This window comes from Leucobacter luti (genome assembly GCF_004217175.1).
GTDB lineage: Bacteria > Actinomycetota > Actinomycetes > Actinomycetales > Microbacteriaceae > Leucobacter > Leucobacter luti.
In genome coordinates this window covers 520,406-546,573 of record NZ_SHKI01000004.1, presented here as the reverse complement: position 1 = coordinate 546,573, position 26,168 = coordinate 520,406, and the positions used below count along the sequence as shown (strand labels likewise).

The 26,168-nt window shown below is 70.8% G+C and carries 18 protein-coding genes; 11 read left to right on the top strand and 7 right to left on the bottom strand.

Going from position 1 to position 26,168, the window contains the following annotated elements; genetic code table 11:
• Positions 1-138: 138 nt before the first annotated feature.
• Entirely contained in the window at positions 139-1,119 is a 981-nt protein-coding gene (locus EV139_RS08845; RefSeq protein ID WP_130453939.1) for a hypothetical protein, read from the top strand.
• Positions 1,120-1,128: 9 nt separating this feature from the next.
• Positions 1,129-1,947: a serine hydrolase domain-containing protein gene (locus EV139_RS08840; protein ID WP_130453938.1), complete on the top strand. Its 819-nt coding sequence runs from the start codon at positions 1,129-1,131 to the stop codon at positions 1,945-1,947.
• A 79-nt stretch (positions 1,948-2,026) separates the two neighbouring features.
• On the opposite strand, the gene EV139_RS15880 is transcribed toward EV139_RS08840, so the two are convergent.
• Positions 2,027-2,668 (bottom strand): endonuclease domain-containing protein, encoded by a 642-nt coding sequence (locus EV139_RS15880; RefSeq protein WP_157993022.1) that lies wholly within the window; start codon positions 2,666-2,668, stop codon positions 2,027-2,029.
• 1,240 nt (positions 2,669-3,908) lie between these two features.
• A complete protein-coding gene (purL, locus tag EV139_RS08825) occupies positions 3,909-6,233 on the bottom strand; it encodes a phosphoribosylformylglycinamidine synthase subunit PurL (RefSeq protein WP_130453935.1) in 2,325 nt (774 codons plus the stop codon).
• A gap of 175 nt (positions 6,234-6,408) precedes the next feature.
• Between purL and EV139_RS08820 the strand changes: the two genes are divergently transcribed.
• From EV139_RS08820 to EV139_RS08810, 3 genes are all read left to right on the top strand, one after another.
• On the top strand, positions 6,409-7,368 hold the full coding sequence (locus tag EV139_RS08820; protein ID WP_130453934.1) for a hypothetical protein: 960 nt from the start codon (positions 6,409-6,411) through the stop codon (positions 7,366-7,368).
• A 330-nt stretch (positions 7,369-7,698) separates the two neighbouring features.
• Positions 7,699-16,011, top strand: coding sequence for a CshA/CshB family fibrillar adhesin-related protein (locus EV139_RS08815; protein WP_198677508.1), 8,313 nt, complete (start codon positions 7,699-7,701; stop codon positions 16,009-16,011).
• A gap of 114 nt (positions 16,012-16,125) precedes the next feature.
• Positions 16,126-17,172, top strand: coding sequence for a GNAT family N-acetyltransferase (locus EV139_RS08810; protein ID WP_198677507.1), 1,047 nt, complete (start codon positions 16,126-16,128; stop codon positions 17,170-17,172).
• Between the two features lie 73 nt (positions 17,173-17,245).
• Here the strand turns inward: EV139_RS08810 and purQ are convergent, their stop codons facing one another.
• The 3 genes from purQ to EV139_RS08795 form a co-directional block, all read right to left on the bottom strand.
• Complete coding sequence (purQ, locus tag EV139_RS08805; RefSeq protein WP_130453931.1) at positions 17,246-17,950, bottom strand: phosphoribosylformylglycinamidine synthase subunit PurQ; 705 nt, start codon at positions 17,948-17,950, stop codon at positions 17,246-17,248.
• On the bottom strand, positions 17,950-18,207 hold the full coding sequence (gene purS / locus EV139_RS08800; protein ID WP_130453930.1) for a phosphoribosylformylglycinamidine synthase subunit PurS: 258 nt from the start codon (positions 18,205-18,207) through the stop codon (positions 17,950-17,952). Before purS ends, purQ begins: the two co-directional genes overlap by 1 nt.
• Positions 18,208-18,376: 169 nt before the next feature.
• Positions 18,377-19,267, bottom strand: a complete 891-nt coding sequence (locus tag EV139_RS08795; protein WP_130453929.1) for a phosphoribosylaminoimidazolesuccinocarboxamide synthase — start codon at positions 19,265-19,267, stop codon at positions 18,377-18,379.
• Between the two features lie 234 nt (positions 19,268-19,501).
• Here EV139_RS08795 and EV139_RS08790 point away from each other — a divergent pair, with 234 nt between their 5' ends.
• Positions 19,502-20,452, top strand: a complete 951-nt coding sequence (locus EV139_RS08790; RefSeq protein ID WP_198677506.1) for an SRPBCC family protein — start codon at positions 19,502-19,504, stop codon at positions 20,450-20,452.
• A 129-nt stretch (positions 20,453-20,581) separates the two neighbouring features.
• On the opposite strand, the gene purD is transcribed toward EV139_RS08790, so the two are convergent.
• Positions 20,582-21,835 carry a phosphoribosylamine--glycine ligase gene (gene purD, locus EV139_RS08785; protein WP_130453927.1) on the bottom strand — a complete coding sequence of 418 codons (1,254 nt, stop codon included), beginning with the start codon at positions 21,833-21,835 and terminating at the stop codon, positions 20,582-20,584.
• Positions 21,836-21,923: 88 nt separating this feature from the next.
• Here purD and EV139_RS08780 point away from each other — a divergent pair, with 88 nt between their 5' ends.
• From EV139_RS08780 to tatA (EV139_RS08765), 4 genes are read left to right on the top strand one after another with little or no spacing between them, the layout of a single operon-like run.
• A complete protein-coding gene (locus EV139_RS08780; protein ID WP_241989006.1) occupies positions 21,924-22,289 on the top strand; it encodes a sterol carrier family protein in 366 nt (121 codons plus the stop codon).
• Between the two features lie 35 nt (positions 22,290-22,324).
• Positions 22,325-22,825, top strand: coding sequence for a hypothetical protein (locus EV139_RS08775; RefSeq protein WP_130453925.1), 501 nt, complete (start codon positions 22,325-22,327; stop codon positions 22,823-22,825).
• A 31-nt stretch (positions 22,826-22,856) separates the two neighbouring features.
• Complete coding sequence (gene tatA, locus EV139_RS08770; RefSeq protein WP_130453924.1) at positions 22,857-23,063, top strand: twin-arginine translocase TatA/TatE family subunit; 207 nt, start codon at positions 22,857-22,859, stop codon at positions 23,061-23,063.
• Between the two features lie 31 nt (positions 23,064-23,094).
• Entirely contained in the window at positions 23,095-23,382 is a 288-nt protein-coding gene (gene tatA, locus EV139_RS08765; protein WP_130453923.1) for a twin-arginine translocase TatA/TatE family subunit, read from the top strand.
• Between the two features lie 96 nt (positions 23,383-23,478).
• Here the strand turns inward: tatA (EV139_RS08765) and purF are convergent, their stop codons facing one another.
• Positions 23,479-24,939 carry an amidophosphoribosyltransferase gene (gene purF, locus EV139_RS08760; protein WP_130453922.1) on the bottom strand — a complete coding sequence of 487 codons (1,461 nt, stop codon included), beginning with the start codon at positions 24,937-24,939 and terminating at the stop codon, positions 23,479-23,481.
• A 108-nt stretch (positions 24,940-25,047) separates the two neighbouring features.
• Here purF and purM point away from each other — a divergent pair, with 108 nt between their 5' ends.
• Positions 25,048-26,157, top strand: a complete 1,110-nt coding sequence (gene purM, locus EV139_RS08755) for a phosphoribosylformylglycinamidine cyclo-ligase (protein ID WP_130453921.1) — start codon at positions 25,048-25,050, stop codon at positions 26,155-26,157.
• Positions 26,158-26,168 lie beyond the last annotated feature (11 nt).

Below are 26,168 nucleotides of genomic sequence, written 5' to 3'. Positions count from 1 at the left end.
AGGGCTGCACACAGCCCCCATCCGCGAAAGGAAGCTGTCATGGCCGACCGCCAGAGCACCACACACACCGGACCAGTCACCCACGCGGCTCACAGCGGGCCGAGTGGTCGGGACAAGCGACCTGAACCCTCGTCGTTCGTGCGGATACTCGGGGTGATCGTGCTCCTCGGGCTGATCCTTATCGCCTTTCTCGTCGCATTTGCGCTGCCCGGGCTGCGCGCCGAGCCGACGGACGTGCCGGTCGCCCTCGTAGCACCGGACGCGGTCGCCGCGCAGTTGGAGGCCGCCGCGGAAGACGCCGCGCCCGGCGCCATCGCGTGGACCTCGGCGGAGGACCTGTCGGAGGCGCTCCGCATGATCCGCGAGCGCGAGGTCGTCGGCGCGCTCGCGGTGGGCGCAGACGGGTTGACCGCGCTCGCGCCGTCCGCGGCCGGGCCCACGATCGCCGCGCTCGTTACCGAGACCAGCCAGCGCATCGGAGATGCCGCAGGGCTGCCGGTCACCGTCACCGACCCGCTCCCCTTCACCGAGGACGACCCGCGCGGGATCGGCCTGAGCGCCGGAGCCCTACCGATTGCACTTGGCGGGTGGATCGCTGCGGTCGGGATCATCGCCACGGTGCGGGGCTCCTCGCGCCGCGTGATCGCTGCCCTCGGGTTCGCGGTGCTCGGCGGAGCCGCAATGGTGGCCGTGCTGAGGTTCTGGTTGGGCACCTTCGACGCGCACTACCCGGCCCTCGCCGCAGCGGGGATGCTCGGTATCGCGGCGACGAGCCTCCTGGTGCTCGGCCTCCAACGCCTCCTCAAGGGCCTGGGCATCACGATTGCCGCACTAATCCTCATCCTGCTCGGCAACCCACTCTCCGGCCTCACGACCCCGCGCGAACTGCTCCCCGTGCCGTGGGGCGACATCGGGCAGTTCCTCCCGCCGGGGGCCACCGGGGCCTTGTTGCGCAACGTGGGGTTCTTTGACGCCGCGACGGCCTGGGGCCCCGCGCTGGTGCTCGCCGGGTGGGCGCTGATCGGGGTGTGCGCGTACGCGCTGGGCGGTGTGCGCGAACGCCGCGCGGCCGCCGCGCTCACCGGTGCCTTCGGAGAGATGCCAGCGAAAGCCGGGTAGCGTGGAGGAATGGAAAGTCTGAGCGCGATCGATACCTGGCCAGTGGACCACGCGGCGACGGCGGTCGTCGCCCGGGACGGCCGCGTCCTTGGGCAGCACGGCCCGCAGGACCGCGAGTTCCCACTCGCCTCGGTCACGAAACTGCTCAGCGCCACGGCGATCCTGCTCGCCGTCGAGGAGGGTGCCCTCGAGCTCGACGACCCCGCCGGGCCCGAGGGCTCCACCGTGCGCCACCTGCTCGCGCACGCCTCGGGGCTCGACTTCTCCCAAGACCTCATTCGCGCCCGCCCGGGCCGCCGCCGCGTGTACTCGAACCTCGGCATCAACGTGCTCGCCGAGACCTTCACCGAGCGGGCAGGTATGCAATTCGAGGACTACCTTCGCGAGGGCATTCTTGAGCCTCTCGGTATGAGCTCGACTCGCCTGGACGGGCCGCCCGCCGCGGGCGGGGTCTCCACGGTGGCCGATCTGTCGAGGTTCGTGGCGGAGCTGCAAGCGCCGCGCCTGCTGCACCCGGACACCATCGCAGAGGCGACTCGCGTTGCCTTCCCGGGTCTCGACGGGGTACTGCCCGGCTTCGGGCGGCAGGATCCGAACGACTGGGGCCTTGGCTTCGAGATCCGCGACGGCAAGTCCCCGCACTGGACGGGCTCTCACAACAGCCCCGAGACCTTTGGGCACTTTGGTCAGTCGGGCACGTTCATCTGGGTGGACCCTGCTGCGGGTGCTGCGTGCGTGACGCTCACTGATCGCGATTTCGGCGCCTGGGCGGCAGAAGCCTGGCCGGTGTTCTCAGACGGGATCCTCGCGGAACTCGCAGGGGCGTAGCGCTCATTCCCGGCGGAACAGGCCCTTGGACACGGGGGACCCCGACCGCCATTGGTCTCTCAGGACTCGGACGGCTTCATCACTGTGCTCCCTTCCTGGGGTCGCGTTCTGAGAGGTAGCGCGCCAGCGGGTTGCCCGGCGGCCGGAGCGGCATGCCCAGCGCCGACGCCACGCGTCGAGCCGTTGCACGGGGCGTTGCGATCACGTCGTCGCGGAGAAAACGGAGCACACGGAAGCCCGTGTCGCGCGCGGCGTCAAGCCGCACCGCGTCGCGCCGATACTGCGAATCGCTCGTGCGGTGATGCTCACCGTCGTACTCGACGATGAGTTTGCGCTGGTGGTCCACCATGTCGAACCGCCCGATCCACCGCCCGACGCTGTCGACCACGTCGACCTGGAGCTCAAACACGTCGAGCCCGTAGGCGATGAGTACGAGCCGGAGCAGCGTCTCCATCCGTGACTCTGCCCCGCACCGCGCGACCAAGAGCGCGGCCCGCGCACGCTGCACTCCGCGGGTGCGGGACCCACGCGCGGCCGCCTGCAGCTCTGCGAGCGTGAGCCGCGAGGGTTCGCGTGAGGCGTGGCTGACCGAGACCGGGTCGTCTGGCACCTGGATCCCCAGGGCGCGTTCGCCGAGTATGAGGTGGTCGGCGGCGACCACGAGCTCCCGAAATGGGAGGAGCGCTGCCGACTGCAAGAACGCCTGTACTGGTGAGACCACCGGCGCTCCAAGCTCCGTGAGGATCTTGGTGGCAGCCGGGCGCGAGCTGCGGTGTCCGAGTACGCCAGCTGCCCGAGCAGGCGCGCTGGGCAAAGGAATGGTGACGTGTGGCCTCGGCGGAAGCGGCACGCGAACCGGGCAGCCGTGGAGCAGCAGGGCGGTCGTGTGGCTGAACGCCTCGCCTGGCCGCAGCCGTGGCGCGAACGCCCGAGCCGCCGCGAGCGCCTCTGAGCGGACGCTGCGTTGGAGGAATGGGTTGCGCTCTGGTCTGTGTTGCGCGGGTGCAGTGGGCGGGATCCGGATTCCGTGGAACGGGCGCTCGAACCGGGGATGTGCGAGCGCCTTAGGCGAGAGTCCGGCGGCGCGTCCGCGCGAAACAGAGAACGGGCTGCCGCGCAGCGAGGGTGGGATTGGGGTGAGTCGTGTAGGCATGCTTCGAGTCTGCGTGGCCGCGGGGGCCCGCGGCTCGGCAATACAGCTTCTGTGGATAAGACGCCGAGCACTGACTCGAGCTCGGGGGTGTGGAAGGAACTCGGAGTAGGGAACAGCGCTGCGTTCGGCGCTGTGCGCAGCGTGGGCTGTGGCGCCTGGGCGGCGCCTGGGCTGCGGAGCCGGGGCGGCGCCTGGGCTGTGGAGCCTGGGCGAGTCGAGTGCGGGCAAGTGGAGGGCGGGCGAGTGGAGCCATGTGCGCCCTTCTGGGGCGGGGAAGGGGGAGTTTGCCTACACTCGGCAAAAGAGTGCGGGGCTCACTAGGCGGGACGCGGGTTCGGGCGCGGGGAATGGGGCGCAGGGTGCGGGGTCGGAGCGCGGCTGCCGCGGTCGGCTCCGCCTTCCCTTGCCCTCACTTCGATGTGCGAGCGGAGCATCTTGATTCGGGAAGCGGGGCGCGGGCGAGTGGAGCCAGACGCGCTCTTCGGGGCCGTGGAGGGGGGAGTTTGCCTACACTCGGCGGGGTGGTGCGGGTTTGAGGGGGTGAGGCTTGGGCGGGGCGGGGCGGGGCGGGGCAGGGCAGGGCGGGGCGGGGCGGGGCGTGGTCGAGTGGAGGCAGATGCGCCCTTCGGGGACGTGGAAGGGGGAGTTTGCCTACACTCGGCGCGGGGCAGAGCAAGACAGGCCGCAGGGCGGGTCAGCGCAGACGCAAGCGGCCGGGGAGGAACCTGTGTTCCTCCCCGGCCGCTCAACGCGTCACGGGCGCGCTAGGCGCAAAGCACCCCGCACCCCGCACCGCGGGCACCAACAACTAGCCGATGACCGCCCCGAAGCGCTCCGGCAGGGTGGCCCGCGACGCGGCGCCCAGCTCGGCGAGCGGCAGCATGAAGCGATCCTGCACCTCGATCGAGGCGGCCTCGCCGGTGCCATCGGTCACGCCAATGCGGAGCACGGGGAAATCGCGCCCGGAGCACAGCCCGCGGAACTTGACCTCTTCCTCGTGCGGCACGGCGACGAGCACGCGCGCCTGCGACTCCGAGAACATCGCGGCGGCGGCGTCGACACCGTCGCGCGACATGATCTCGTCGATCCACACCCGTGCGCCCACGCCGAAGCGCAGCGCGCCGTCGGTGAGCGCCTGCGCGAGGCCGCCCTCGGAGAGGTCGACCGCGCCGGACAGCAGCCCGTTCTGCGAAGCGGCGTGCAGCAGCTCGGCGAGGCGGCGCTCGGCGGCGAGGTCTGCCACCGGCGGGCGCCCGCCGAGGTGCTCGTGAACGGTCTCAGCCCAGGCCGAGCCGTCGAGCTCGTCGCGGGTGACGCCGAGCAGATACAGGTGCTCGCCCTGGTCCTGCCAGCCCGACGGCACGCGACGCGCGACGTCGTCGATGATGCCGAGCACGCCGACCACGGGGGTGGGGTGGATGGGGGTGTCGCCCGTCTGGTTGTAGAGGGAGACGTTGCCGCCGGTGACGGGCACCTCGAGCGCGAGACAGGCGTCCGACAGGCCCTCGACTGAGCGCGAGAACTGCCACATGACCTCGGGATCCTCCGGGCTGCCGAAGTTCAGGCAGTCGGTGACGGCGGTGGGCACTGCGCCGGAGGTGGCCACGTTGCGGTAGGCCTCCGCGAGGGCGAGCTGCGAACCCACGTAGGGGTCGAGCTGGCTGTAGCGGCCGTTCGCGTCCGTCGAGATGGCGACGCCGAGGCCGCTCTCCTCGTCGACGCGGATCATGCCGGCCCCGTCGGGGAACGAGAGCGCCGTGTTGCCGAGCACGTACGTGTCGTACTGGTTCGTGACCCACGACACGTCGGCCTGGTTGGGGGAGGCGGCGACCGCGATCATCTGCGCGCGGAGGTCGTCGCCGCTCGTGGGCCGCGCGAGGCCCGAGGCGGTGACGCCGGCGGCCTGCAGCGCGTCGATCCACGCCGGGTAGGCGACGGGGCGCTCGTACACGGGGCCGTCGACGGCGACGGTGGACGGATCCACGTTGACGATCTCCTCGCCGCGCCAGTTGATGACCAGGCGGCCGGTGTCGGTGACCTCGCCGAGCACGCTCGTCTCGACGTCCCACTTCGCGGTGACCGCGAGGAACGCCTCGAGCTTCTCGGGGGCGACGATCGCCATCATGCGCTCCTGGCTCTCCGACATGAGGATCTCCTCAGCGGTGAGCGACGGATCGCGCAGCAGTACGCTGTCGAGCTCGATGAACATGCCGCCGTCGCCGTTTGCCGCCAGCTCGGAGGTGGCGCAGGAGATGCCGGCAGCGCCGAGATCCTGGATGCCCTCGACGAGGTCGCCGCGGAACAGCTCGAGGCAGCACTCGATGAGCACCTTCTCAGCGAACGGATCGCCCACCTGCACGGCGGGGCGCTTCGTGGGGCCACCCTCGCTGAAGCTGTCCGAGGCGAGGATCGACGCGCCGCCGATGCCGTCGCCGCCCGTGCGGGCGCCGAACAGCACGACCTTGTTGCCGGTGCCCGAGGCGTTTGCGAGGTGCAGGTCCTCGTGGCGCAGCACGCCCACGCCGAGCGCGTTGACGAGCGGGTTCTGCTGGTAGACCGCGTCGAACACGGTCTCGCCGCCGAGGTTTGGCAGGCCGAGGCAGTTCGCGTACGAGCTGATGCCGGAGACCACCCCGTGCACCACGCGGGCGGTGTCGGGATCGTCGATCGCGCCGAAGCGGAGCTGATCCATGACGGCGACGGGGCGCGCGCCCATGGAAATGATGTCGCGGATGATGCCGCCGACGCCGGTCGCGGCGCCCTGGAACGGCTCAATGTACGACGGGTGGTTGTGGCTCTCGACCTTGAACGTCACGGCCCAGCCCTCGCCGATGTCGATGACGCCGGCGTTCTCGCCCATTCCGACGAGGAGGCGCTCCTTCATCTTGTCGTTGACCTTCTGGCCGAACTGGCGCAGGTAGATCTTGGACGACTTGTACGAGCAGTGCTCGGACCACATGACCGAGTACATGGCGAGCTCGCCCGAGGTGGGGCGGCGGCCCAGGATCTCTCGGATCTGCGCGTACTCGTCAGCCTTCAGGCCGAGCGCGTCGTAGGGCTGCTCTTTGTCGGGCGTCGCGATCGCGTCTGCGACGGTATCCGGGACGTGGATCTGGGCGGTGGTTTCACTCACGCTGATGTGCTCCGTGGGCTCGGGGGCGGTGCGGCTACGATCGCGAGCGACCGGCGCTCACCCACACAGTCTACGGCGTTCCCAGCGCTCCGCGGCCCGCCGCAGATTGCGCGGAGATCCGCCAGATCGAAGACCCGTTCTGGCGTTTCTCAGTGGAACCCGAGAAACTACTTACATGAGTACCCCCAGTGCATCACCCGAACCCGTCGCAGCACCCGCGTCGCAGGCGAACTCCCCTGAGCCCTCGGGGGGAGGGTCGCAGCGGCAGCTCTCCACCTTCCTGAAGATCAGCATCATCCTGCTCGCCGCGCTCACCGTCGCGTCGATCTCACTGCTGTTCATCGGCGATTTCCAGGGCAAGTTCGAGCGCGTGTTCGCCACGTTCTTCGTGTTCGCCGTGTTCGTCGGTCTCACCGCCCTCGACACGCGCCGGGAGCTGAAGTCCGAGTGGTACGCACCCGTCGCGCTGATCGCGAACTCGTACATTCTGGCGCTGCTGCTGATCGTGACGTGGATGACCCCGTACGATCCGTTCGGCCTGGGCTGGGCGCTCCTGTGGAAGGGGATCGTGGTGGTGGGGGTCACCCGGCTGGTGCTCCTGTGCTGCCAGGGCCTGCTGAGCATGAGCGAGGGGAAGCCCGAGTCGATCGGCCGCTTCGCGTTCATCACCAGCATGCTCGCGGTGCTCTCGGGCATTCTCTTCACCGCACCGATCGCGATCGAGACGTTCAACGTGCACATCCCGGAGCTGTACTGGAAGATCGCGGTCGCGACGCTCATTCTCACGGCGCTCGGCCTCGCGATCACGCTGCTGCTGCGCTGGTTCTACGGCGCCCCCGAGCGCGATGCGCAGCGCGCCCAGCGTGCCGCGTCGTTCCCGGCCGAGCCCTACCGCGCCGCGCCGCGCGCCGTCGCTCACGACGGGCAGGCACCGCGAGCACCGCAGGCACCCGCGGTGCCCGCAGCGGCGCCGACCGGCGCCCCCGCCGCTCACACTCAGGAGGCCCCCGCCGCACCGGACGCGACGCGGCCGCTGCTGCCCTGGCCCACGTTCGCCGACGGTCGACCGATCCCGCCCCGCGCGGACGGGCAGCCGGACTTCAGCGTCCCCGGCGCTCCCCGGCCGCCGCAGTAACGCAGCGCCGCAGTAACGCAGCGCCGCAGTAACGCGCCGCCGCACCACCGCTGCACCGCAACATCGCACCACCGCAGCACCGCGGATCGACCGCAACACGCGCAGTGCCCCCGATGAGTATTCATCGGGGGCACTGCGCGTTTCCGCGACACCCGTCGGTGTTCCGTCTCAAAAATCAGCCGATTTGGGAGACACCTGCCGCGTAAAGCCCTCGCCAGGACCCCGCTCCTCGCATAGCATGATGCACAACGGTTGATGCACAACGGTTGAGGGTGGGAGCGCGCGGGGAGAGAGCGCGCCTCCGTGAGGGAATGGGCGATGGTGCGACTGGTGACACAACACGCGACGGCAAAGCGGCGGATCCGGCTACGGCGAGCAGCGGCGTTCGTCGCCTCAATCGCGGTCGTGGCGAGCGGGCTCACATTCGTGCCGGGGCTGTCTCCGGTCGCGCCAGCGCAGGCTGAGTTTGCCGAGGGCGGGCAGGGCGAGCACCGCAACTCGATCGACTGGTTCTCGTTCGGGGAGGCCGGCGTGCCGATCGCGGACGGCGCGAGCTACACCAACGAGCGCGTGATCGGCGACGGCAGGATCGTCAGCACCTGTTCGATCAACTCGATCGCCGGCGCGATCTCCACGTACCGTCCCGGCGACTTCCAGGGTGATGGCCTGCCGTACCTGTACTACCAGGGCGGGCCGGGCGGCGCGAACACCATGGTGAACGGGATCACGACCACGAACTTCGCGAGCCGCGCGACCTTCGACTTTGCCTGCGAGGCGTCGTACTTCGACGAGAACAACGTGGAGACGCCGATCCCGTTGCAGGGGCTCGTGGTCGCCGACGCCGAGTCGAGCAGTATTGCGGTGGGGAGCAACCCGAACGACGAGTACATTCAGGTGGATCCGCGCCCCGCAAACTCCGCCACGTGGCGCGTGATCGACCGGATGCGCAGCGCCGGCTGCAGCCACAACGGCTTGGACCCGCAGGAGACCGTGCTCGCAACGAAGACCGCCGAGGGCGGCATGAAGTTTGCCCCGAAGGGCTACGAGTGCGTGGGCTGGAGCAGCGCCGGCTACGGCCCCATGGCCGTCGGGTTCATGCAGGGTGCCACGGCCGCGCACGTCACCCTGCAGGGCGGTGGGCACAGCGCCGTCGCGCTCGGTATGGTGCTGAGTATCGACTTCGGCGACGCCCCGGCGTCCTTCGGGCCTGCCGGCGCGATCTTCCAGCCCGAGTGGGTGGGCACCGAGATCACCTCGACCGCGGGGCAGGACATCTGGGCCAGCGATTTTGAGCTTGCCGTCCCGACGGTGCCCGCGCTGCACCTGGGCGAGCAGATCGACGCGGAGGTGCAGCACCAGTTCAGCTGGGACGCGCTGCTCGACGACGAGAGCGGGTCTCCGAACGACGAGGACGCGATCGCCCACGCGGATCTGCCAGAGCCGAAGGACGGCTGGTTCTTCAATGCGGCCTCGCTGGACGCGGAGGCCGGGGATCCGCTCCGCGCGACCTGCGTGGGCGACGGGTGGGTGGCCGGCTGGCTCGACTGGAACCAGAACGGCCGCTTCGACGCCGACGAGATGTCGGATCCGGCGCACTGCGAGGGCAGCGGTCCGGGCACGCTGGGCGCCGTGGACCTCGTGTGGCCGGGGCTCGACCGCTTCGAGGCGAAGGACCAGAGTGAGCAGCCGTGGGCGCCCGTGGTCTACCTGCGCCTGCGCATCGCGAACACCGTGGACGATCTACTGCCCACGGGAGTCCAGGTGCCCGGCACCGGGGTCACCTCGGCCGGTGAGGTCGAGGATTACGCGCTCGGGGTGCCGCTGATCCAGGCGTACAAGGAATCCGACCCGCTCTCGGGCACGCCGGTATTGCCGGGCGAGGAGGTCGAGTACAGCCTCGTCTTCCACAACACCGGCGAGGTGCCGGGCGAGATCGTCTACGACGACTTCATCGCTGGGGTGCTCGACAACGCCGAACTGGTGAGCGTTCCCGCAACCGCGACGGGAACCCAGGGCAGCACGATCGCGGTGGCCCGGATCGACTCCGCCGAGGGGCCGCGGATCCAGCTCACGGGAACGCTCGAGAAGGGCGAGTCCGTGGAGATCACGTACTCGGTGCGCGTGCACGAGGACGCCACCGGTGGGGATCAGCTCGACAACTTCCTGCTGCACGTGGACCGCGACAGCGGGGGCGGCCTGCTCGAGGAGATCCCCGAGAGCTGCACCGACGACAACCCGCGCTGCACCACGCACCCGATCCTCGACAGCGAGTTGCAGGTCGTGAAGAAGACCCTTCCGGGCGACGGGCAGCCGGTCGCCCCGGGCGCCGTGATCACGTACTACCTCGACTTCGATAACTTCGGTCTCGCGCCGGCCGAGCAGATCAACTACGTTGACGATCTCAGCGGCCTGGTGGATTTGGTCGAATCGTTCACGGTTGACAACTTCCGTGTGATCGGTGATCCGCTGACCCTCGCGCTCGAGGGCGCGCCAGACGCGCCGCAGCTGCGGGTGACGGGGACCCTGCCCGGGAACGGGCACTCGCGGGTGCAGTACGCGCTCAAGGTGAAGGATCCGCTGCCGAACCCGCTGCCCGAGGGCGTCACCGCCATCGACAACTGCATCGCCGAGGAGGGCGGCGCCGCGGAACTCGCCTCGTGCGTCACCCACCCGCTGCTGAGCCCCGAGCTTGAACTCAGCAAGACGGCTGACCCCGAGAGCGGCACACTCGTGGGCGCCGGCCAGCTGGTGACCTACCGGCTCGGCTTCTCAAACACCGGCACGGCTCCGGCCACCGTGAACCACAGCGACGATCTGAGCGAGGTGCTCGACGACGCCGACTTCGTGGAGGTGGTCGATGACGGCGGCCTCACCGTGACCGGCCCCTCCGACGGCAAGCTCGCGATCACGGGTGCGCTCGCCGCAGGCGCGAGCGCGGAGGTCGTGTACACCGTGCGGGTGAAGGCAGAGGGGGAGCGCGGCGACGACACGCTCGCGAACTTCCTGCTCCCCGCGGGGGAGACCCCGCCGCCCACCTGCGACCCCGAGACCGGGCTGTGCACCACGCACCCGGCGGGAGATCCGAAGCTGACGCTTGCGAAGACCTCGGTTCCCGCGAGCGGGACCCCGGTTGAGGCCGGCGCCGAGCTCGCGTACACGCTCACCTTCAGCAACGCCGAGGGGAAGGCCGAGGCGGCCATCGATCACGTCGACGACCTGAGCGACGTGCTCGACGACGCGACGTTCGGGACGGTGACGAGCGACGGCGGACTCACCGTCAGCGGGCCCACGAACGACGCACTCTCGATCACGGGCACGCTTGCCGCTGGCGCTGAGGCGAGTGTCACCTACACGGTCACGGTGGACGATCCGGTTGCCGGCAACGGCACGCTCGCGAACTTCCTGCTGGAGGACGGCGAGGAGCCCGGGACGTGCGAGCCGGGCGACCCCTGCACGGTGCATCCGGTGCCGCAGCTCACCGTTGAGAAGCTCGTCGACGTGGGCAGTGGAACCCCCGTGCGGCCCGGCGACGAGCCGACGTACACGCTCCGCTTCGACAACGCGCTCGGCACGGCCCCGGCCACCGTTGCGTACGTCGATGACCTGAGCGGCGTGGTCGACGACGCCACCTTCATCGAGGCGTCGTTGCAGGTCCCGGACGGGCTCACCGCGGTCTGGTCCGAGGACGACGCAACCATCACGGTCACGGGCGAGGTGCCGGCGGGCGCGCAGCTCGACGTGAGCTACCAGGTGCGGGTGAACGCCGACGGTGAGCGCGGCGACAACGAGCTCGCAAACTTCCTGTTCGAGGACGGGCAGGAGCCCCCGACGGTGTGTACCCCCGCGGACCTGTGCACCACGAACCCGGTGCCGCAGCTCGTGCTCACGAAGTCGGCGGACCCGACCTCCGGCGAAGCCGTGGAAGCCGGCGAGGAGCTCACCTACACGCTCACCTTCGACAACACGCTGGGGAAGGCGCCGGCGGCTGTGGACCACACCGACGACCTCTCGGACGTGCTCGACGACGCGACGTTCGTCGCGGGATCGCTGACCGCGCAGGACGGGCTCACCGCGACGGGACCGAGCGGGGACGCGATCTCGATCGCGGGCGAGGTGCCGGCGGGCGCGAAGCTCACCGTGAGCTACCGGGTCATCGTGAACGACGCCGCCGAGCGCGGCAACAACACGCTCGCAAACTTCTTGCTCGAGGCAGGGGAAGACCCCGGTACCTGCGAGCCGGGCGACCCGTGCACCACGCACCCCGTGTCGCAGGTGAGCTACAAGAAGCTCATCAGCGCGCCCACACCGCCGGTGGTGCCCGGCTCGGTGATTCGGTACGTCATCGAGATCCAGAACACCGGAACCGCGGCCGGCACCGTCGCGCGGGTCGACGACCTGAGCGACGTGCTCGACGACGCGGACCTCACCGGGGCCCCGGAGTCTGACACCGCCTCGGTCACGGTCTCGGGCCCGACGAACCAGCGCATCACGATCGGCGGCACGCTCGCGGCGGGCGCGACCGCGTACGTCAGCTACGAGGTCACGGTGAAGGAGGTGGCGGATCAGGGGAACCACCAGGCGATCAACTTCCTCCTGGAGCCGGGGACCGAGCCGCCGACCGTCTGCGACCCAGACACCGAGCAGTGCACAATCACCGAGTGGCCGAACCTTGAGGTGCAGAAAACCTCGGACCCGGAGCCCGGAACCGTGCTGCACGCGGGCGACGAGGTGACGTACACCCTGAGCTTCTCGAACAGCGGCACCGAGGCGGCGGCGGTCGATCACGTCGATCACCGCGATGACGTGCTCGACGCGGCGGCCGCGACCGGGCCGGCGACGGCGACGGCAGGGCTGCAGCTCGCGGATCCGGACGCCTCGAAGCTCGCGATCACCGGGTCTGTCGCGCCGGGGGAGACCGAGACCGTGAGCTACACGGTGCGGGTGCTCGACACGGTCGCCGGCGGCGAGCGGCTCACCAACTTCCTCACCCCGGTCGACGGCGACGTACCCGGGAGCTGTGAGCCCGCGAGCCAGCTCTGCACCGACCACCCGATCGTCGCCCCCGGCATCGACGTGCAGAAGACGGCGAAGCCGGGCTCCGGCACCGCGGTTGCCGACGGCCAGCTCGTCACCTACGCGCTGCGGTTCTGGAACTGGAGCCCCGCAACGGCGCCGATCGCGTACGAGGACCTCCTCGCCGGAGTGCTCGACGACGCGACGCTTGAGACACCGCCGACGATCACCGCCGGCGACGGCACCGGTGTGACGGTCGCGTTCGAGGACGCTGGTGGGCCGCGCGATCCGCGCATCCTCGTGACGAGCGACGGGCTCGCCCCGAACCAGGAGTTCGTTGTCACCTACCAGGTGCGCGTCGACCTCGCCCTCGGCGGCGATAGACAGCTCGGTAACTTCGTGGTCGAGGCCGGCGAGGATCCGGATCCGGAGACCTGCGAGCCTGGCGACTGGCACTGCACCGTGCACCCGGCCGGCAAACTCGACATCTCGAAGAGCGTCGACCCCTCCTCTGGCACCCCCGTCACGGCGGGCCAGGAGCTCACCTACACGCTGCACTTCGCGAACACCGGCACCGCGTCCGTGCGCGTGAACCACAGCGATGCGCTCGCCGGGGTGCTCGACGACGCGGACTGGAACGACGAGCTCGCCGTCGCCCCCGAGGACGGTAGCGTGACGGCTCGATTCGATGAGCTGGGCGAGCGGATCGCGATCACCGGCGAGCTCGCCGGCGGCGCCTCGGCGACGGTCACCTACACGGTGACCGTGAAAGCAGACGGCGAGCGCGGCGACAACGAGCTCGGCAACTTCTTGCTCGCGGGCAACCCGCCGATCCCGCCCGTGTGCGATCCCGACAGCGGTGACGTGTGCACCACAAACCCGGTGCCAGACCTCGTGATCTCAAAGACCGCGGACCCGGCGACCGGCACACCGGTCGCGACCGGCGAGGAACTCACCTACACCCTCACCTTCGACAACAGCGCCGGCAAGGCGCCGGCGACCGTGGACCACTCCGACGATCTCTCGGACGTGCTCGACGACGCGACGTTCGCGGACGGCTCGCTCACCGCCGATGCCGGCCTCGCGGCGGCCGGGCCGGACGCAGGCAGGATCCTGATCACGGGCTCGGTGCCCGCGGGCGAGACGCGCACCGTGAGCTACCGGGTGACGGTGAAGCCGGAGGCTGAGCGCCTGAGCGAGGGAAACAACTCGCTCGCCAACTTCCTCTTTGCGGGCGACGAGCCGCCCGAGGTGTGCGAGCCGGGAGACCCGTGCACCGTGCACCCGGCCCCGAACCTGCAGCTGCGCAAGAGCGTTGACCCGGAATCGCTGACGACCGTCTCGGCGGGCGAGACCCTCAGCTACACGCTCACCTTCGACAACTCGGCCGGCACCGCTCCGGCGACCGTCGACCACCGCGACGACGTGAGCGGCGTGCTTGACGACGCGCGGGTCGTGCCGGGATCCCTGATCGCCGATCCGGGGCTCGGGGCGCGCGGGCCGGCCGACGACGTGATCCTCGTCACCGGCGAGGTACCGGCCGGTGAGACGCTCACGGTGCGCTACTCCGTGATCGTGAAGGCGGACGGCGAGCGCGGCGACAACGAACTCGCCAACTTCCTGCTGGCACCGGGCGTCACCGACCCCCCGGTCACCTGCGAGGTTGAGGATCCCACCTGCACCACGAACCCGGTCCCCGAGATCGCGTACGACAAGCAGGTGGTGGCCTCGGACGATCCGATTATCGCGGGCAAGACCACGCTGAGCTACACCGTGACCGTCACCAACACCGGCACCGCGACCGGTCCGGTGGCGCGCACCGACGACCTCAGCGACGTGCTCGACGACGCCACCGTCGCCGCGCAGCCGCGGTCTGACACCGACTCGGTCACGGTGACCCCGATCACCGACGATGCGTTCACGATCGGTGGGGAACTCGCCGCGGGCGCGACCGCCAAGATCACCTACGCGGTGACCGTCAAACCGGCGGCGGATCAGGGCAACCACCAGGCCCTCAACTTCCTCCTCCCGCCCGGCCTCACCGAGCCGCCGGTCACCTGCGAGCCCGGCAACCCCGAGTGCACGGAGACGCTGCTCCCGGCGATCGCTCCGGCGAAGTCTGCGACGCACGCCGGGCTCAATGAGACCCCCGAGCGCACCTGGCTGCGCGCCGGCGAGGCGGTCACCTACACGCTGACCTTCACGAACGACGGCTCCGCGCCGGGCCCGGTCTCGTACTGGGACGGGCTGCAGGACGTGCTCACCTACGCGTCGCTTGAGGGCGACATCGTGGTGGCGCAGGAGGGTGAGTCGACCTTGACCGCGGTGCTGAACGAGCCGGAGGATCGGATCGACATTGCGGGGACGCTCGCGGCGGGGCAGACCGCCACGGTCACCTACACGATGCGCCTCGCCGCCGAGCTGCCGCACGGCGCGCGGGTCACGAACTACCTGATCGAGGAAGGCGGCACCTTCAACATGGCCGCCTGCTTCCCCGGGGAGGGGATGATCTGCACGGATCACCCGGCGGTGATGCCCGGACTCGACGTCTCGAAGTCGGCGGACCCGGCGTCCGGCACCGAGGTGCGGGAGGGCGACGAGATCACCTACACGCTGCACTTTGACGCGTGGGGGCCGGACCGCTCGATCGTGAAGCACAGCGACATCCTCAGCGACGTCGTCGACGACGCCGAGCTCCTCGGGGCTCCGGTCGTGGCGGTCGACGGTGGCGGTGGGCTCAAGGCCGTGGTCGCGCGCGGGGCGAACGGTGAGGCGCGGATCGACGTGCTCGGCACGCTCGAGGCCGGGTCGCAGGCGACCGTGACGTACACGGTGCGCGTGCTCCCGGACCGCGACCGCCCGGCCACGCCGGCCGCGGACGGCAGCACCCCGCACCAGCTCGCAAACTTCGTGGTCGGCTCCGGGGTCGAGCCGCCGACCGTCTGCGAGCCGGGCGCCTCTGACTGCACCACGCACCCCGTCGAGACGAAGCCGGACATCGAGGTCGCGAAGTCGGTGGACCCCGAGCACGGCACCGCGGTCGCCGCGGGTGACCGACTGAAGTACACGCTCACCTTCGCGAATCTGGGCAGCGCCGCGGGCGAGCTCGACTTCGAGGACCGCCTCGCAGACGTGCTCGACGACGCCGAGCTCGTCTCCGGGCCAGGCTCGTCGCTGCCGGCGGTCGCGGCGACGCTTGACGGCGATGTGCTGCGCGTCACCGGCGAGCTGCTCCCGCGGCAGACCGTGCAGGTCACCTACGAGGTGCGCGTGAAGGCGGAGGCGGCCGAGCGGCCGAGCATCCTCACGAACTTCGTGGTCGCCCCGGGGGATCCCACCCCCGAGGTGTGCGATCCCGCGGCGAGCCCGTGCACGGCAAACCCGGTGACCCCGAAGGATCCGACTCAGCCCACCCCGGTCGTGCCGCACCCGCCGCTCAGCGAGACCGGCGGTGCGAGCACGCTGCCGTGGGTGCTCGGCGGCGCCGGGCTGGTGCTCGTCGCCGGGCTGCTGCTCGCCCTCGCGGCGCGCCGCCGCCGGGCAGCGGCCGCGGCTGCCGCGGGTCCCGCGGGCTCCACGGGCTCCACGGGCTCCGCGGGTCCCGCGGGTCCCGCGGGCTCCGAGGACTAGGGCCCGCGCCACCCCGCCGAGTGGAGTCACAAGCACCCTTCGTGGGATCCCACGGGGGTGTGCGGCTCCACTCGGCGGGGGAGGGGCTGGGCCCCACGGGAGTACACTGCTGAGGTGCTTTCTGGATCCTCGTTCTCAGTCCGCCCGCTGGCCCACACCGAGTTCGCCCGCGAGGCGGAGCTGGTGCACACCGCCTACGCGGCCGGCCCGTACGCCGAGGAACTCGCGCGCGATGCCGCCTGGGCCGCCGCCGAACGAGACAGCGCCGGCCGGGCCGCCGGTGGCGCGGTCCTGGTCGCGGTCGCGAGCGACGCTGCGGATGGCGGCGCGCTGCTCGGCGCGGTCACCGTGGTGCGCGGCGGCAGCGCCTACGCGAAGCTCGCCGCCCCGGGGGAGGTCGAGCTGCGGTTCCTCGCGGTGTCCCCCGACGCGCGCGGCGAGGGCATCGGGGCCGCGCTGATCCGAGCCGGCGTGGAGCTCGCGCTGTGCTGGGGCGTCGACCTGGTGCGCCTGGACACGGGCGTGAAGAACCCGGCGGCCGGACTCTACGAGCGGCTCGGCTTTGTGCGCACCCCCGAGCTCGACGCGAAACTCGATGGGCTCTCGTACGGGAGCTCCCTGAGCTACGCCTACCCGCTGCAGGAGCGCGTGGACGTGCGCCTGCGCGAGATCCGCACGGCGGAGATCCCCGAGGTCAGTGAGCTCGTGCTCGCGGCGTATCGCGACGATTACGAGGGGCTTCCGGCGACGTACCTCGGCGAGATCGCGAACGTTGCTGAGCGGGCCGCGCAGCACCGGGTGTGGGTGGCCGAGGACACGGAGAGCGGGGCGCTGCTCGGCACGATCACTACCCCGCGCCCGGGCCAGCGGCTCAGCGACGTTGCGCAGCCCGGCGAGATGGACCTGCGCCTGCTCGGGGTGGCGCGCTCCGCCCGCGGGCGGGGGATCGGCTCGCTCATTATGCGGCACGGCCTGCGCCTCGCACGCATTCGCGGGACCGCCCGGGTGGTGCTCAACACGAGCACCGAGATGGTCGCGGCGTATCAGCTGTACGACCGCATGGGCTTTGAACGCCTGCCCGAGCGGGAGCAGCGAATCGAGCGCCCCGACGGATCCGGGTTCACGCTGCTCGCGTACGGGATCGACGCGGCGGCCAGCTAGCGCACGGGCCGCACACACCACTGCCCGCCCCGGACGAACCGGGGCGGGCAGTGGTGTGTGCGGCGGGGCTGGGTTAGACCCGCGCGGTGAGTACGGCGATCGCGCTCTCGAAGAAGCGCAGTCCGTCGACGCCCGAGCTCATCGCCTCGGGGGAGTCGGGGCCGAAGCCGGGCTCGACCGCGTGCTCGGGGTGCGGCATGAGGCCGACCACGTTACCTCGCTCGTTGCTGAGGCCGGCGATGTCGTTGAGGGAGCCGTTGGGGTTGACCTCCGCGTAGCGGAACGCGATCAGGCCCTCGCCCTCGAGCCGCTTCAGGGTCTCGTCGTTTGCGACGTAGCCGCCGTCGCCGTTCTTCAGTGGGATGACGATCTCTTCGTTCGGCGTGAAGAGGTGCGTCCAGGCCGTGTCGACGTTCTCCACGACGAGGCGCTGGTCGCGGCGGATGAACTGCTGGTGTGCGTTGCGGATCAGGCCGCCGGGCAGCAGGTGCGCCTCGACGAGCACCTGGAAGCCGTTGCAGATCCCGAGCACCGGCATGCCGCGGTTTGCTGCGGCGATCACCTCGGTCATGATCGGCGCGATCGCGGCGATGGCGCCCGGCCGCAGGTAGTCACCGTAGCTGAAGCCGCCGGGGAGCACGATCGCGTCAACGCTCTGCAGGTCGTGCTCGGCGTGCCAGAGCGCGACGGGCTCGCCGCCGGCGATCCGGATGGCGCGCTGCGCGTCGCGGTCGTCGAGCGAACCGGGGAACGTGACGACCCCGATGCGGGGTGCCATTACCGCGCCTCGCCGTCGACGGTGATCGAGACGACGTCCTCAATGACGGAGTTCGACAGGATCTCGTCGGCGACCTGGCGCACCTCTGCGAGCACCTCGTCGGTGACGTCGCCGGCGACCGTGAACTCGAAGCGCTTGCCGATGCGCACGTTCTCGAACTTGTCGTGTCCGAGGCGAGCAAGCGCGCCGGTGGTGGCCTTGCCCTGCGGATCGAGCAGTTCGGCCTTGGGCATGACATCAACAACAATCGTGGGCACTGACGACTCCGGTTTCGCGATTCGAGGGTCTGGTGGCCGGGGATCCGGCGCTGAGCCGCCCCCACGGACAGCTCTCAGTCTACCCGGCGAGCACCGCGCCCGTGACCCGGATCCGCGCTCGGATCGAGCGGGCGGATCGAGCCGGCAGGCGGCGGCGCGCGGCGGCTGTCTACGCGGTGATCCGCTCCAGCAGTTCGCGGTACCGCGCAAGCGTGCGGGTAACGATCTCGTGGGGCAGCACGGGCGGCTCGCCGGTGCGATCCCAGTTGGCGGCCAGCCAGTCGCGCACGATCTGCTTGTCGAACGAGGCGAGCCGCGCGCTGCCGCTGAGCCCCTCCGTGAAGTAGGTGTCTGCGTCCCAGTAGCGGGACGAATCGCTGGTGAGTACCTCGTCGGCGAGCACCAGCTCGCCGGTGCGCGGGTCGCGGCCGAACTCGAACTTGGTGTCGGCGAGCACCACGCCGCGCTCCGCCGCCTGCTCGCGCGCCGCCGTGAAGATCGCGAGCGAGGCGTCGCGCAGCGCGGCAGCGGTCTCGGCCCCCACGAGCTCCACGCTGCGCTCGTAGGTGATGTTCTCGTCGTGCTCGCCGAGCGGCGCCTTGTAGGCGGGAGTGTAGATGGGGGCGTCGAGGAGATCGCCGTCCGAGAGTCCGGCGGGCAGCTCGATGCCGCACACGGCGCCCGTCCGCTGATACTCGGCGAAGCCCGAACCGGTGAGCGCCCCGCGCACCACGCACTCGATCGGGTACATCTCGAGTCGCCGGCTGAGCATCGCGCGATCGGCGACCTCGGCGGGCACCTCCGGCACGCCCGGGGCGGGCGCCACGAGGTGGTTTGGCAGCTCGATGCGTGAGAACCACCAGTTCGAGAGCGCGGTGAGCAGCGCCCCCTTGCCGGGGATCGGCGGTTCGAGCACGTGGTCGAACGCGCTGACCCGGTTGCTCGCCACGACGAGCAGGTAGTCGGCGGAGCCGTCGGCCGGGACGTAGAGATCGCGGACCTTGCCGGAGTAGGTGTGGGTCCAGCCAGCGAGCTGCGGGGGAGATGAGAGTTGCGTCACACCCCCATTCTTTCACCATCCGCGGCCGCGACCCGCCCGGGCCGGGCCGGGGCTAGAGCGAGGCAGTTCCGCGACATTCGTGTGAAACCGGAGTGGATGTCAGGGGGTGCGGTTAAGGTCGTGGGTAGACGGGTGGAGCACTGTTCCGGTTCGGGTACTGAGGCCAGCGCCTCGAAGCTCAGGCGCCAGTGCGTGGCCCGAGAGACTGAACACCGACAGACGCGGAGGAGAACCATGATCCCATTGGGGCCGGTTGTGGCGCGAAGCCGGTTGCGGGCGGCACGAACCGCTGCGTGGGCATTTCTTGCAAACTCTGACTACCGCGCGCAGTGGTGGCCGGAACTGCGGCTTGAACCCCAGGTGGGGGGCGAGATTTCAGAGCGGTGGACCGAGGACACCGAGGAAGAATCGGTGAGCCGCGACGCGAGCGGCACGGTCGACGTGTGGGTGGAGGGGCACGCGATCGGGTTTACCTGGCGCGAGGCCGGCGACCTCCGCGACACGGCCGTGCTGCTGACCCTGCGCTCCCAGGGGGCCGAGACCGGGATCACCGTGACCGAGACCGGGTTTGACGCGCTGCCAGACTCGGCGGAGCGGGCCGCGGCCTCACAGGACGGCTGGCAGGTGCTGCTGCGCGACCTGAGCGGTGCGATCGATCGCGCCGTGGAAGACGGATGGCTCGAGGCCGTGCCGGTGGCGGCCGCGGCGAGCGATGCCGCGCCGACCGATTCAGTTTCCCCCGCGCAGGAGGAGGGCGCAGACGTCGCGGACGCCGGTGCCGAGGCAGACGCCGCCGACGAGGCTGACCAGGCAGGGGCTGCAGGCGCTGAAGACGCTGATGACGCCGGGGTTGCAGACGCAGACGCCGCCGCGCCGCTCGACGCCGACACCGCACCGATTCACGCGGTCACGGTGGCGACCGAGCCCGCGGACGCCGAATCACCGGACGCCGAGCTGAGCGATCCCGAGCCCGGCGAAGCTGCGCCCGGCGACGCCGAGCCCGGCGACGCCGAGCCCGCGGACGCTGAGTCCACGGATACCGAGCCCGGCGACGCTGAGCCCACGGACGCCGAGGCCGCGGGTGCCGAGCCCGAGGAAGCGGCAGCCGAGTCGTCGCCGACGGGAGATCCCGACTTCGACGCGCTGATTCGGGGCGACTTCGCCGAGCCGGACCGCCGCGACTAGCGCGTCCCCGCCGCGACGAGCGCGCCTCGCCGGCGGTGGGCGGGCTCGCCGGGCTCGGCCGGGCCCCGGCCGGCCGGCACAGACGACTGAGGCCCCCTCCGCACGCGGAGGGGGCCTCAGTCGTTGGCGCTAGGCGACGCGCGCCGCGATATCCGTGCGGTGCTGCGAGCCCTCGAGCGAGATCTCGGACACCGCCGAGTAGGCGAGCTCGCGCGCCTCGGCGAAGCTCTCGCCCCGGGCCACGACGCCGAGCACGCGGCCGCCGGTCGCGACCCAGCCGCCGTCTGCGTCGCGCGCGGTCGCCGCGTGCACCACGTGCACCCCGGCGAGCTGCTCGGCGGCCGTGATGCCGGTGATCGGGCGCCCCGTGGTCACGTCGCCCGGGTAGCCCTCGCTCGCGACCACGACGATCACGGCGGGCTCATCGGAGAAGCGCGGCTCCGGCTGCGCCGCGAGCGTGCCGGTCGCGGCCGCGAGCAGATACTGGCTCAGCGGTGATTCGAGGCGGGCAAGCACTACTTGGGTCTCGGGATCACCGAAGCGCGCGTTGAACTCGATGACGCGCACCCCGGCCGCGGTGACGATGAGGCCGCAGTAGAGCAGCCCAACGAACGGTGTGCCCTCGGCCTCCAGCTGTCGCACCGTGGGCAGCGCGACGGTGCGGGTGATCTCCGCCACGAAGTCGTCGGCGACCCAGGGCAGCGGCGAGTACGCACCCATGCCGCCCGTGTTGGGGCCCTCGTCGCCATCGAAGATGCGCTTGTAGTCCTGAGCGGGGCTGAGCGGCAGCACGTCGTGGCCGTCGGCAAAGAAGAACAGCGAGACCTCCTGGCCGTCGAGGAACTCCTCGACCAGCACGTCCCCGTGCGGGGCCCAGGTCGCGACGTGCGCGAGCGCGGCGTCGCGATCGGAGGTCACGAGCACGCCTTTGCCCGCGGCGAGACCGTCGGCCTTCACCACGTAGGGGGCCCCGAACTCGTCGAGCACGGCCCCGGCCTCGGCTGGCGAGGCGACGCGGGCGGCGCGGCCGGTGGGCACGGCGGCGGCGTCCATGATCCGCTTGGCGAAGGCCTTCGAGCCCTCGAGCTCGGCGGCGTCCTGGTTTGGCCCGAAGACGGGCACCCCCGCGGCGCGCAGTGGGTCAGCGACACCGGCGACGAGCGGCGCCTCGGGCCCGATGACCACGAGGTCGAAGCCGCGCTCGCGCACAAACTCGGCGACCGCACCGGGATCGGTGTAGTCGAGCGCCGGGGTCTCGACGCCGCTCGCGGCGATGCCGGCGTTCCCGGGGGCGCACACGACGTCGTGGTGGGCGTCCTCGGCGAGAAGCGCAAGAACGATGGCGTGTTCACGGGCACCCGGCCCCAAGACGAGGATCTTCACGCGCTCAAGCCTAGGGGATGCGCAGGCACCGGTTGGGGCGGCACCGGGCGCGCCGGGCCGATCCTGGGGCATGCAATACGCTGGGGTCGTGGCGAAGCGCAAGATTTCAGAGGCGGACGGCCGGGCGGCCCTCGCGGCCACGGCCGAGCCGGACGCGCCGCGGACCGTGCGGGCGATGGCCGTGCGGTTTCTGCTCGAGGAGCTCGCCGAGCGCGCGCCGGGCAACTCGGTTGAGGTGCGCGTCCCCCCGTTCGGCGCCGTGCAGTGCGTCCCCGGGCCGCGGCACACGCGCGGCACCCCGCCCAACGTGATCGAAACAGACCCCGACACCTGGCTGGCGCTCGCCACCGGTGAGCTCTCCTGGGACGACGCGGTTGCCGCGGCGCGGATCAACGCGTCGGGCTCGCGAGCGACCCTCGGCGGGCTGCTCCCGCTCGTGCCCTCGCGCGGGTGACACGATCCACAGCCCGAGCCTGAGACAATAGACGCATGAGTACTCCCGACGCCGCGGATCCGCAGCCGCAGCAGGATCCAGCGACGCACCCCGAGCCCACTCTCCCGGAGACGCCGAGCGCCGACGAGACGACCGCTGACCCGGCCCGAGGCGCGTCCCCGCAGCTCGCCGCGGACCCCGCCGTGCCCGCCGACGCAGCGGGAGAAACAGGCGCAGCGGCGGTTGCGGAGGCGGAGGCCGAGCGCGAGCCCATCGTGACGGTGGTGGAGCGCGAGGTCACCCTGCAGCGCTCGGTGCGGTACGGCCGCGTGATCGTCGGTTTCGCGCTGCTGGGCGCCCTGCTCGGCATGCTCGCCTCCCTGGTGTTCCCGGTGCTCGACGACGCGAACTACACGATGGGCCAGATCGCCGGCTTCATGGCGCTCATCGGGGCCGCGATCGGGCTGCTCCTGGGCGGCGTGCTCGCGCTGATCCTGGGCGCGGTGGCGCGGCGCTCGCGGGGTCGTGGGGTCGCAATCCAGTCTGACGTGCGATAATCGCGTCACCACGATCGATCGGAGCATCCTCATGCTTGGAAACCTGAGTGGCTGGCACCTGCTGGTCATCCTCTTTGTCATTCTGCTGTTGTTCGGGGCACCGAAGCTGCCGGGTCTTGCTAAGAGCCTGGGTCAGTCGATGCGGATCCTGAAGAAGGAAGTGCGCAGCGACGACGCTGACACCCCCGAGACCCCGGCACAGCCCTCAGCTAACTCGCGCGGCACCGACGCCTCCTAGGCGTCTGCCCACTCGATCGGAGTCACCCCGAATGTTCGGAAACCTGTCTGGCCCCACCCTGCTGGTCATTCTCTTCATCGTGCTGCTGTTGTTCGGTGCACCGAAGCTGCCGGGTCTCGCGAAGAGCCTGGGGCAGTCGATGCGCATCCTCAAGAAGGAGGTGCGCAGCGACGCCGACGAGTCGGCGACGGGTGCGGCGAAGCCGGAGGAGGCTGCCGGATCCGGCACCACCGGATCCGCTCCGACCGAGACGCCCGCGGCGGCCGACACGACCACGGAGGCGCCCGCGCCGAAGAAGCCTGCTGACGGCTCCGAGTAGCCGGGCGCTGCAACACAACACCGGGGTGCGGATCCGTCCGCACCCCGGTGTCGTGTATCCGGAGGTCGTGCGCGGGCGTGCGGCCCGCGCGCGGCGCTAGCTCTCCTGCGTGGCCTCGACCCAGGCGAGGTACTCGGCGTCGACGTGGCCCGCGATGTACTCGCCGGTGAAGCAGCTCTGCTCCAGGCGCGTCACGGTGGACTGCCCGCCGAGGATCGCGCGGTTCATGCCCTCCACTGTCTGGTAGACGAGGCGGTCGCTGCCCATCGCGGCGTTGATCTCGTCGTTGGTGCGGTCGTGCGCGATCAGCTCGCTGCGCGTGGGCATGTTGATCCCGTAGACGTGCGGGAAGAGCACCGGGGGCGCCGCCGAGGCGAAGGTGACGCTGCGCGCGCCCGCCGCCCGCGCCATCTCGACGATCTCCTTCGAGGTGGTGCCGCGCACGATCGAGTCGTCGACGAGGAGCACGTTCTTGCCGGCGAACTCGGTGCTCATCGCGTTGAGCTTCTGCCGGACGCTGCGCTTGCGCACTGCCTGGCCGGGCATGATGAAGGTGCGGCCCACGTAGTGGTTCTTGAAGAAGCCCTCGCGGTACGGGATGCCGAGCTTCTGCGCCATCTGCATCGCGCTGGGGCGCCCGGAGTCGGGGATCGGCATGACGACGTCGATGTCGCCCGTGGGGATCTGCTCGGCGACGGTCTCCGCGAGCGACTCGCCGAGGCGCAGGCGCGCGTCGTACACCGAGATGCCGCTGAGTACCGAGTCGGGACGGGCGAGGTAGATGTACTCGAACGCGCACGGCACGAGCTCGGAGCGCGTGGAGCAGCGGCGCGAGGTCATCGCGCCGTCCGGGGTGATGAGGATCGCCTCGCCCGGCTCCACGTCGCGCACGATTTCGTAGCCGCCGGACTCGAGCACGAGCGACTCCGAGGCGACGATCCACTCGTCTGTGCCCGTCTTCCCCGTGCGCTTGCCGAGCACGAGCGGGCGGATCCCGAACGGGTCGCGGAACGCGAGCAGGCCGTAGCCGGCGATCAGGGCGATCGACGCGTACGAGCCCTCGACGCGCTCGTACACGCGGGTCACCGCGTCGAAGATCTGATCCTCGTCGAGGGAGAGCCCGGCGATGCCGGCCTGCAGCTCGTTCGCGAGCACGTTGAGCAGCAGCTCGGTGTCCGAGTGCGTGTTCAGGTGCCGCCGGTCAACGTTGTAGAGCTCGGCGGTGAGCTCACGCGTGTTCGTGAGGTTGCCGTTGTGCACGAGGATGATGCCGTAGGGGGCGCCCACGTAGAACGGCTGCGCCTCCTCCTCGCGGGCCGCGTTGCCGCGGGTCGCGTAGCGAACGTGGCCCAGGCCGACGGTGCCCGCGAGCTGGCGCATGTCGCGCGTGCGGTAGGCCTCACGGACCTGGCCGCGCGCCTTCACCATGTGGAAGAAATCGCCCTCGAGCGTTGCGATGCCGGTTGAATCCTGGCCGCGGTGCTGCAGGAGCAGGAGGCTGTCGTATATCTGCTGGTTGACGGGTTCGGACGAGACGATACCGACGATGCCGCACATGCTGTTGTGTTGCTCCCTGGAGGTGGGTGGTGCGTCAGTCAGACGCCCGTATAGTCTCCCACACCCCGGGCGGGCGCCGTGCCCCGCGGGGCACGGTAAGCTGTGTGCGTGAGCGAAAACGCGTCGATCTATGCCCAGTCCGGAGTGGATACCGTGGCGGGTGACCTCGCCGTCGAGCTGATGAAGTCGGCGGTCTCCCGCACGCACGGCCCCGAGGTGCTCGGCGGGGTGGGCGGCTTCGCCGGCATGTTCGACGCCTCGGCGCTGCTCGGCTACAAGCGGCCCCTGCTCGCCTCCTCCACGGACGGCGTTGGCACGAAGGTCGCGATCGCGCAGGCGATCGACAAGCACGACACCATTGGTCAGGATCTCGTCGCGATGGTCGTCGACGACATCGTGGTGGTGGGCGCCAAGCCACTGTTCATGACCGACTACATCGCGTGCGGCAAGATCGTGCCCGAGCGCATTGCCGACATCGTCCGCGGCATCGCCGAGGCCTGCGAGGCCACGGGAACCGCGCTCGTCGGTGGCGAGACCGCCGAGCACCCGGGCCTCCTGGGGGTCGACGACTACGACGTGGCGGGCGCCGCCACCGGCGTTGTCGAGGCGGATCGCATGCTGCAGCCCGGGCTCGTGCAAGACGGCGACGTGGTGCTCGCGATGGCGGCCTCCGGCCTGCACTCGAACGGGTTCTCGCTGGTGCGCCACATCCTTGCTGAGCGGAGCATCGGCTACGGCGACCACAGCGCCGAGCTGGGCGCCTCCTACGGTGAGGCGCTCCTGACGCCGACCGCGCTCTACACTGCGCCGCTGCTGCGCGTGCTCGACGACCCCACGCTCGACGGCGCGATCCACGTGCTCAGCCACGTCACCGGCGGCGGCATCGCCGCAAACCTCGCCCGCGTGCTCCCGCGGGGCGCCTGGGTGGAGATCGAGCGCGCCAGTTGGTCGCCGCTGCCCGTGTTCCGGCACCTCGCCGAGCTCGGCGGCCACTCGCTGCAGTCGCTCGAGAGTGCCTGGAACCTGGGCGTCGGCATGTTCGCCGTGGTCTCGGCGGCGCAGGCCCCGCAGGTCGCCGCGGCGCTCACCGCCGAGGGGCTGCACACCTGGTTGGCCGGCACCGTCGCCACGAGCGAGCGCGACTTCGCCGGTTTCGAGCAGGGCGCCAAGGGCGTCGACGGCGGGGCCGTGCGCCTCGTCGGCGACTACGCGGTCTAGCAGCAGCCGCC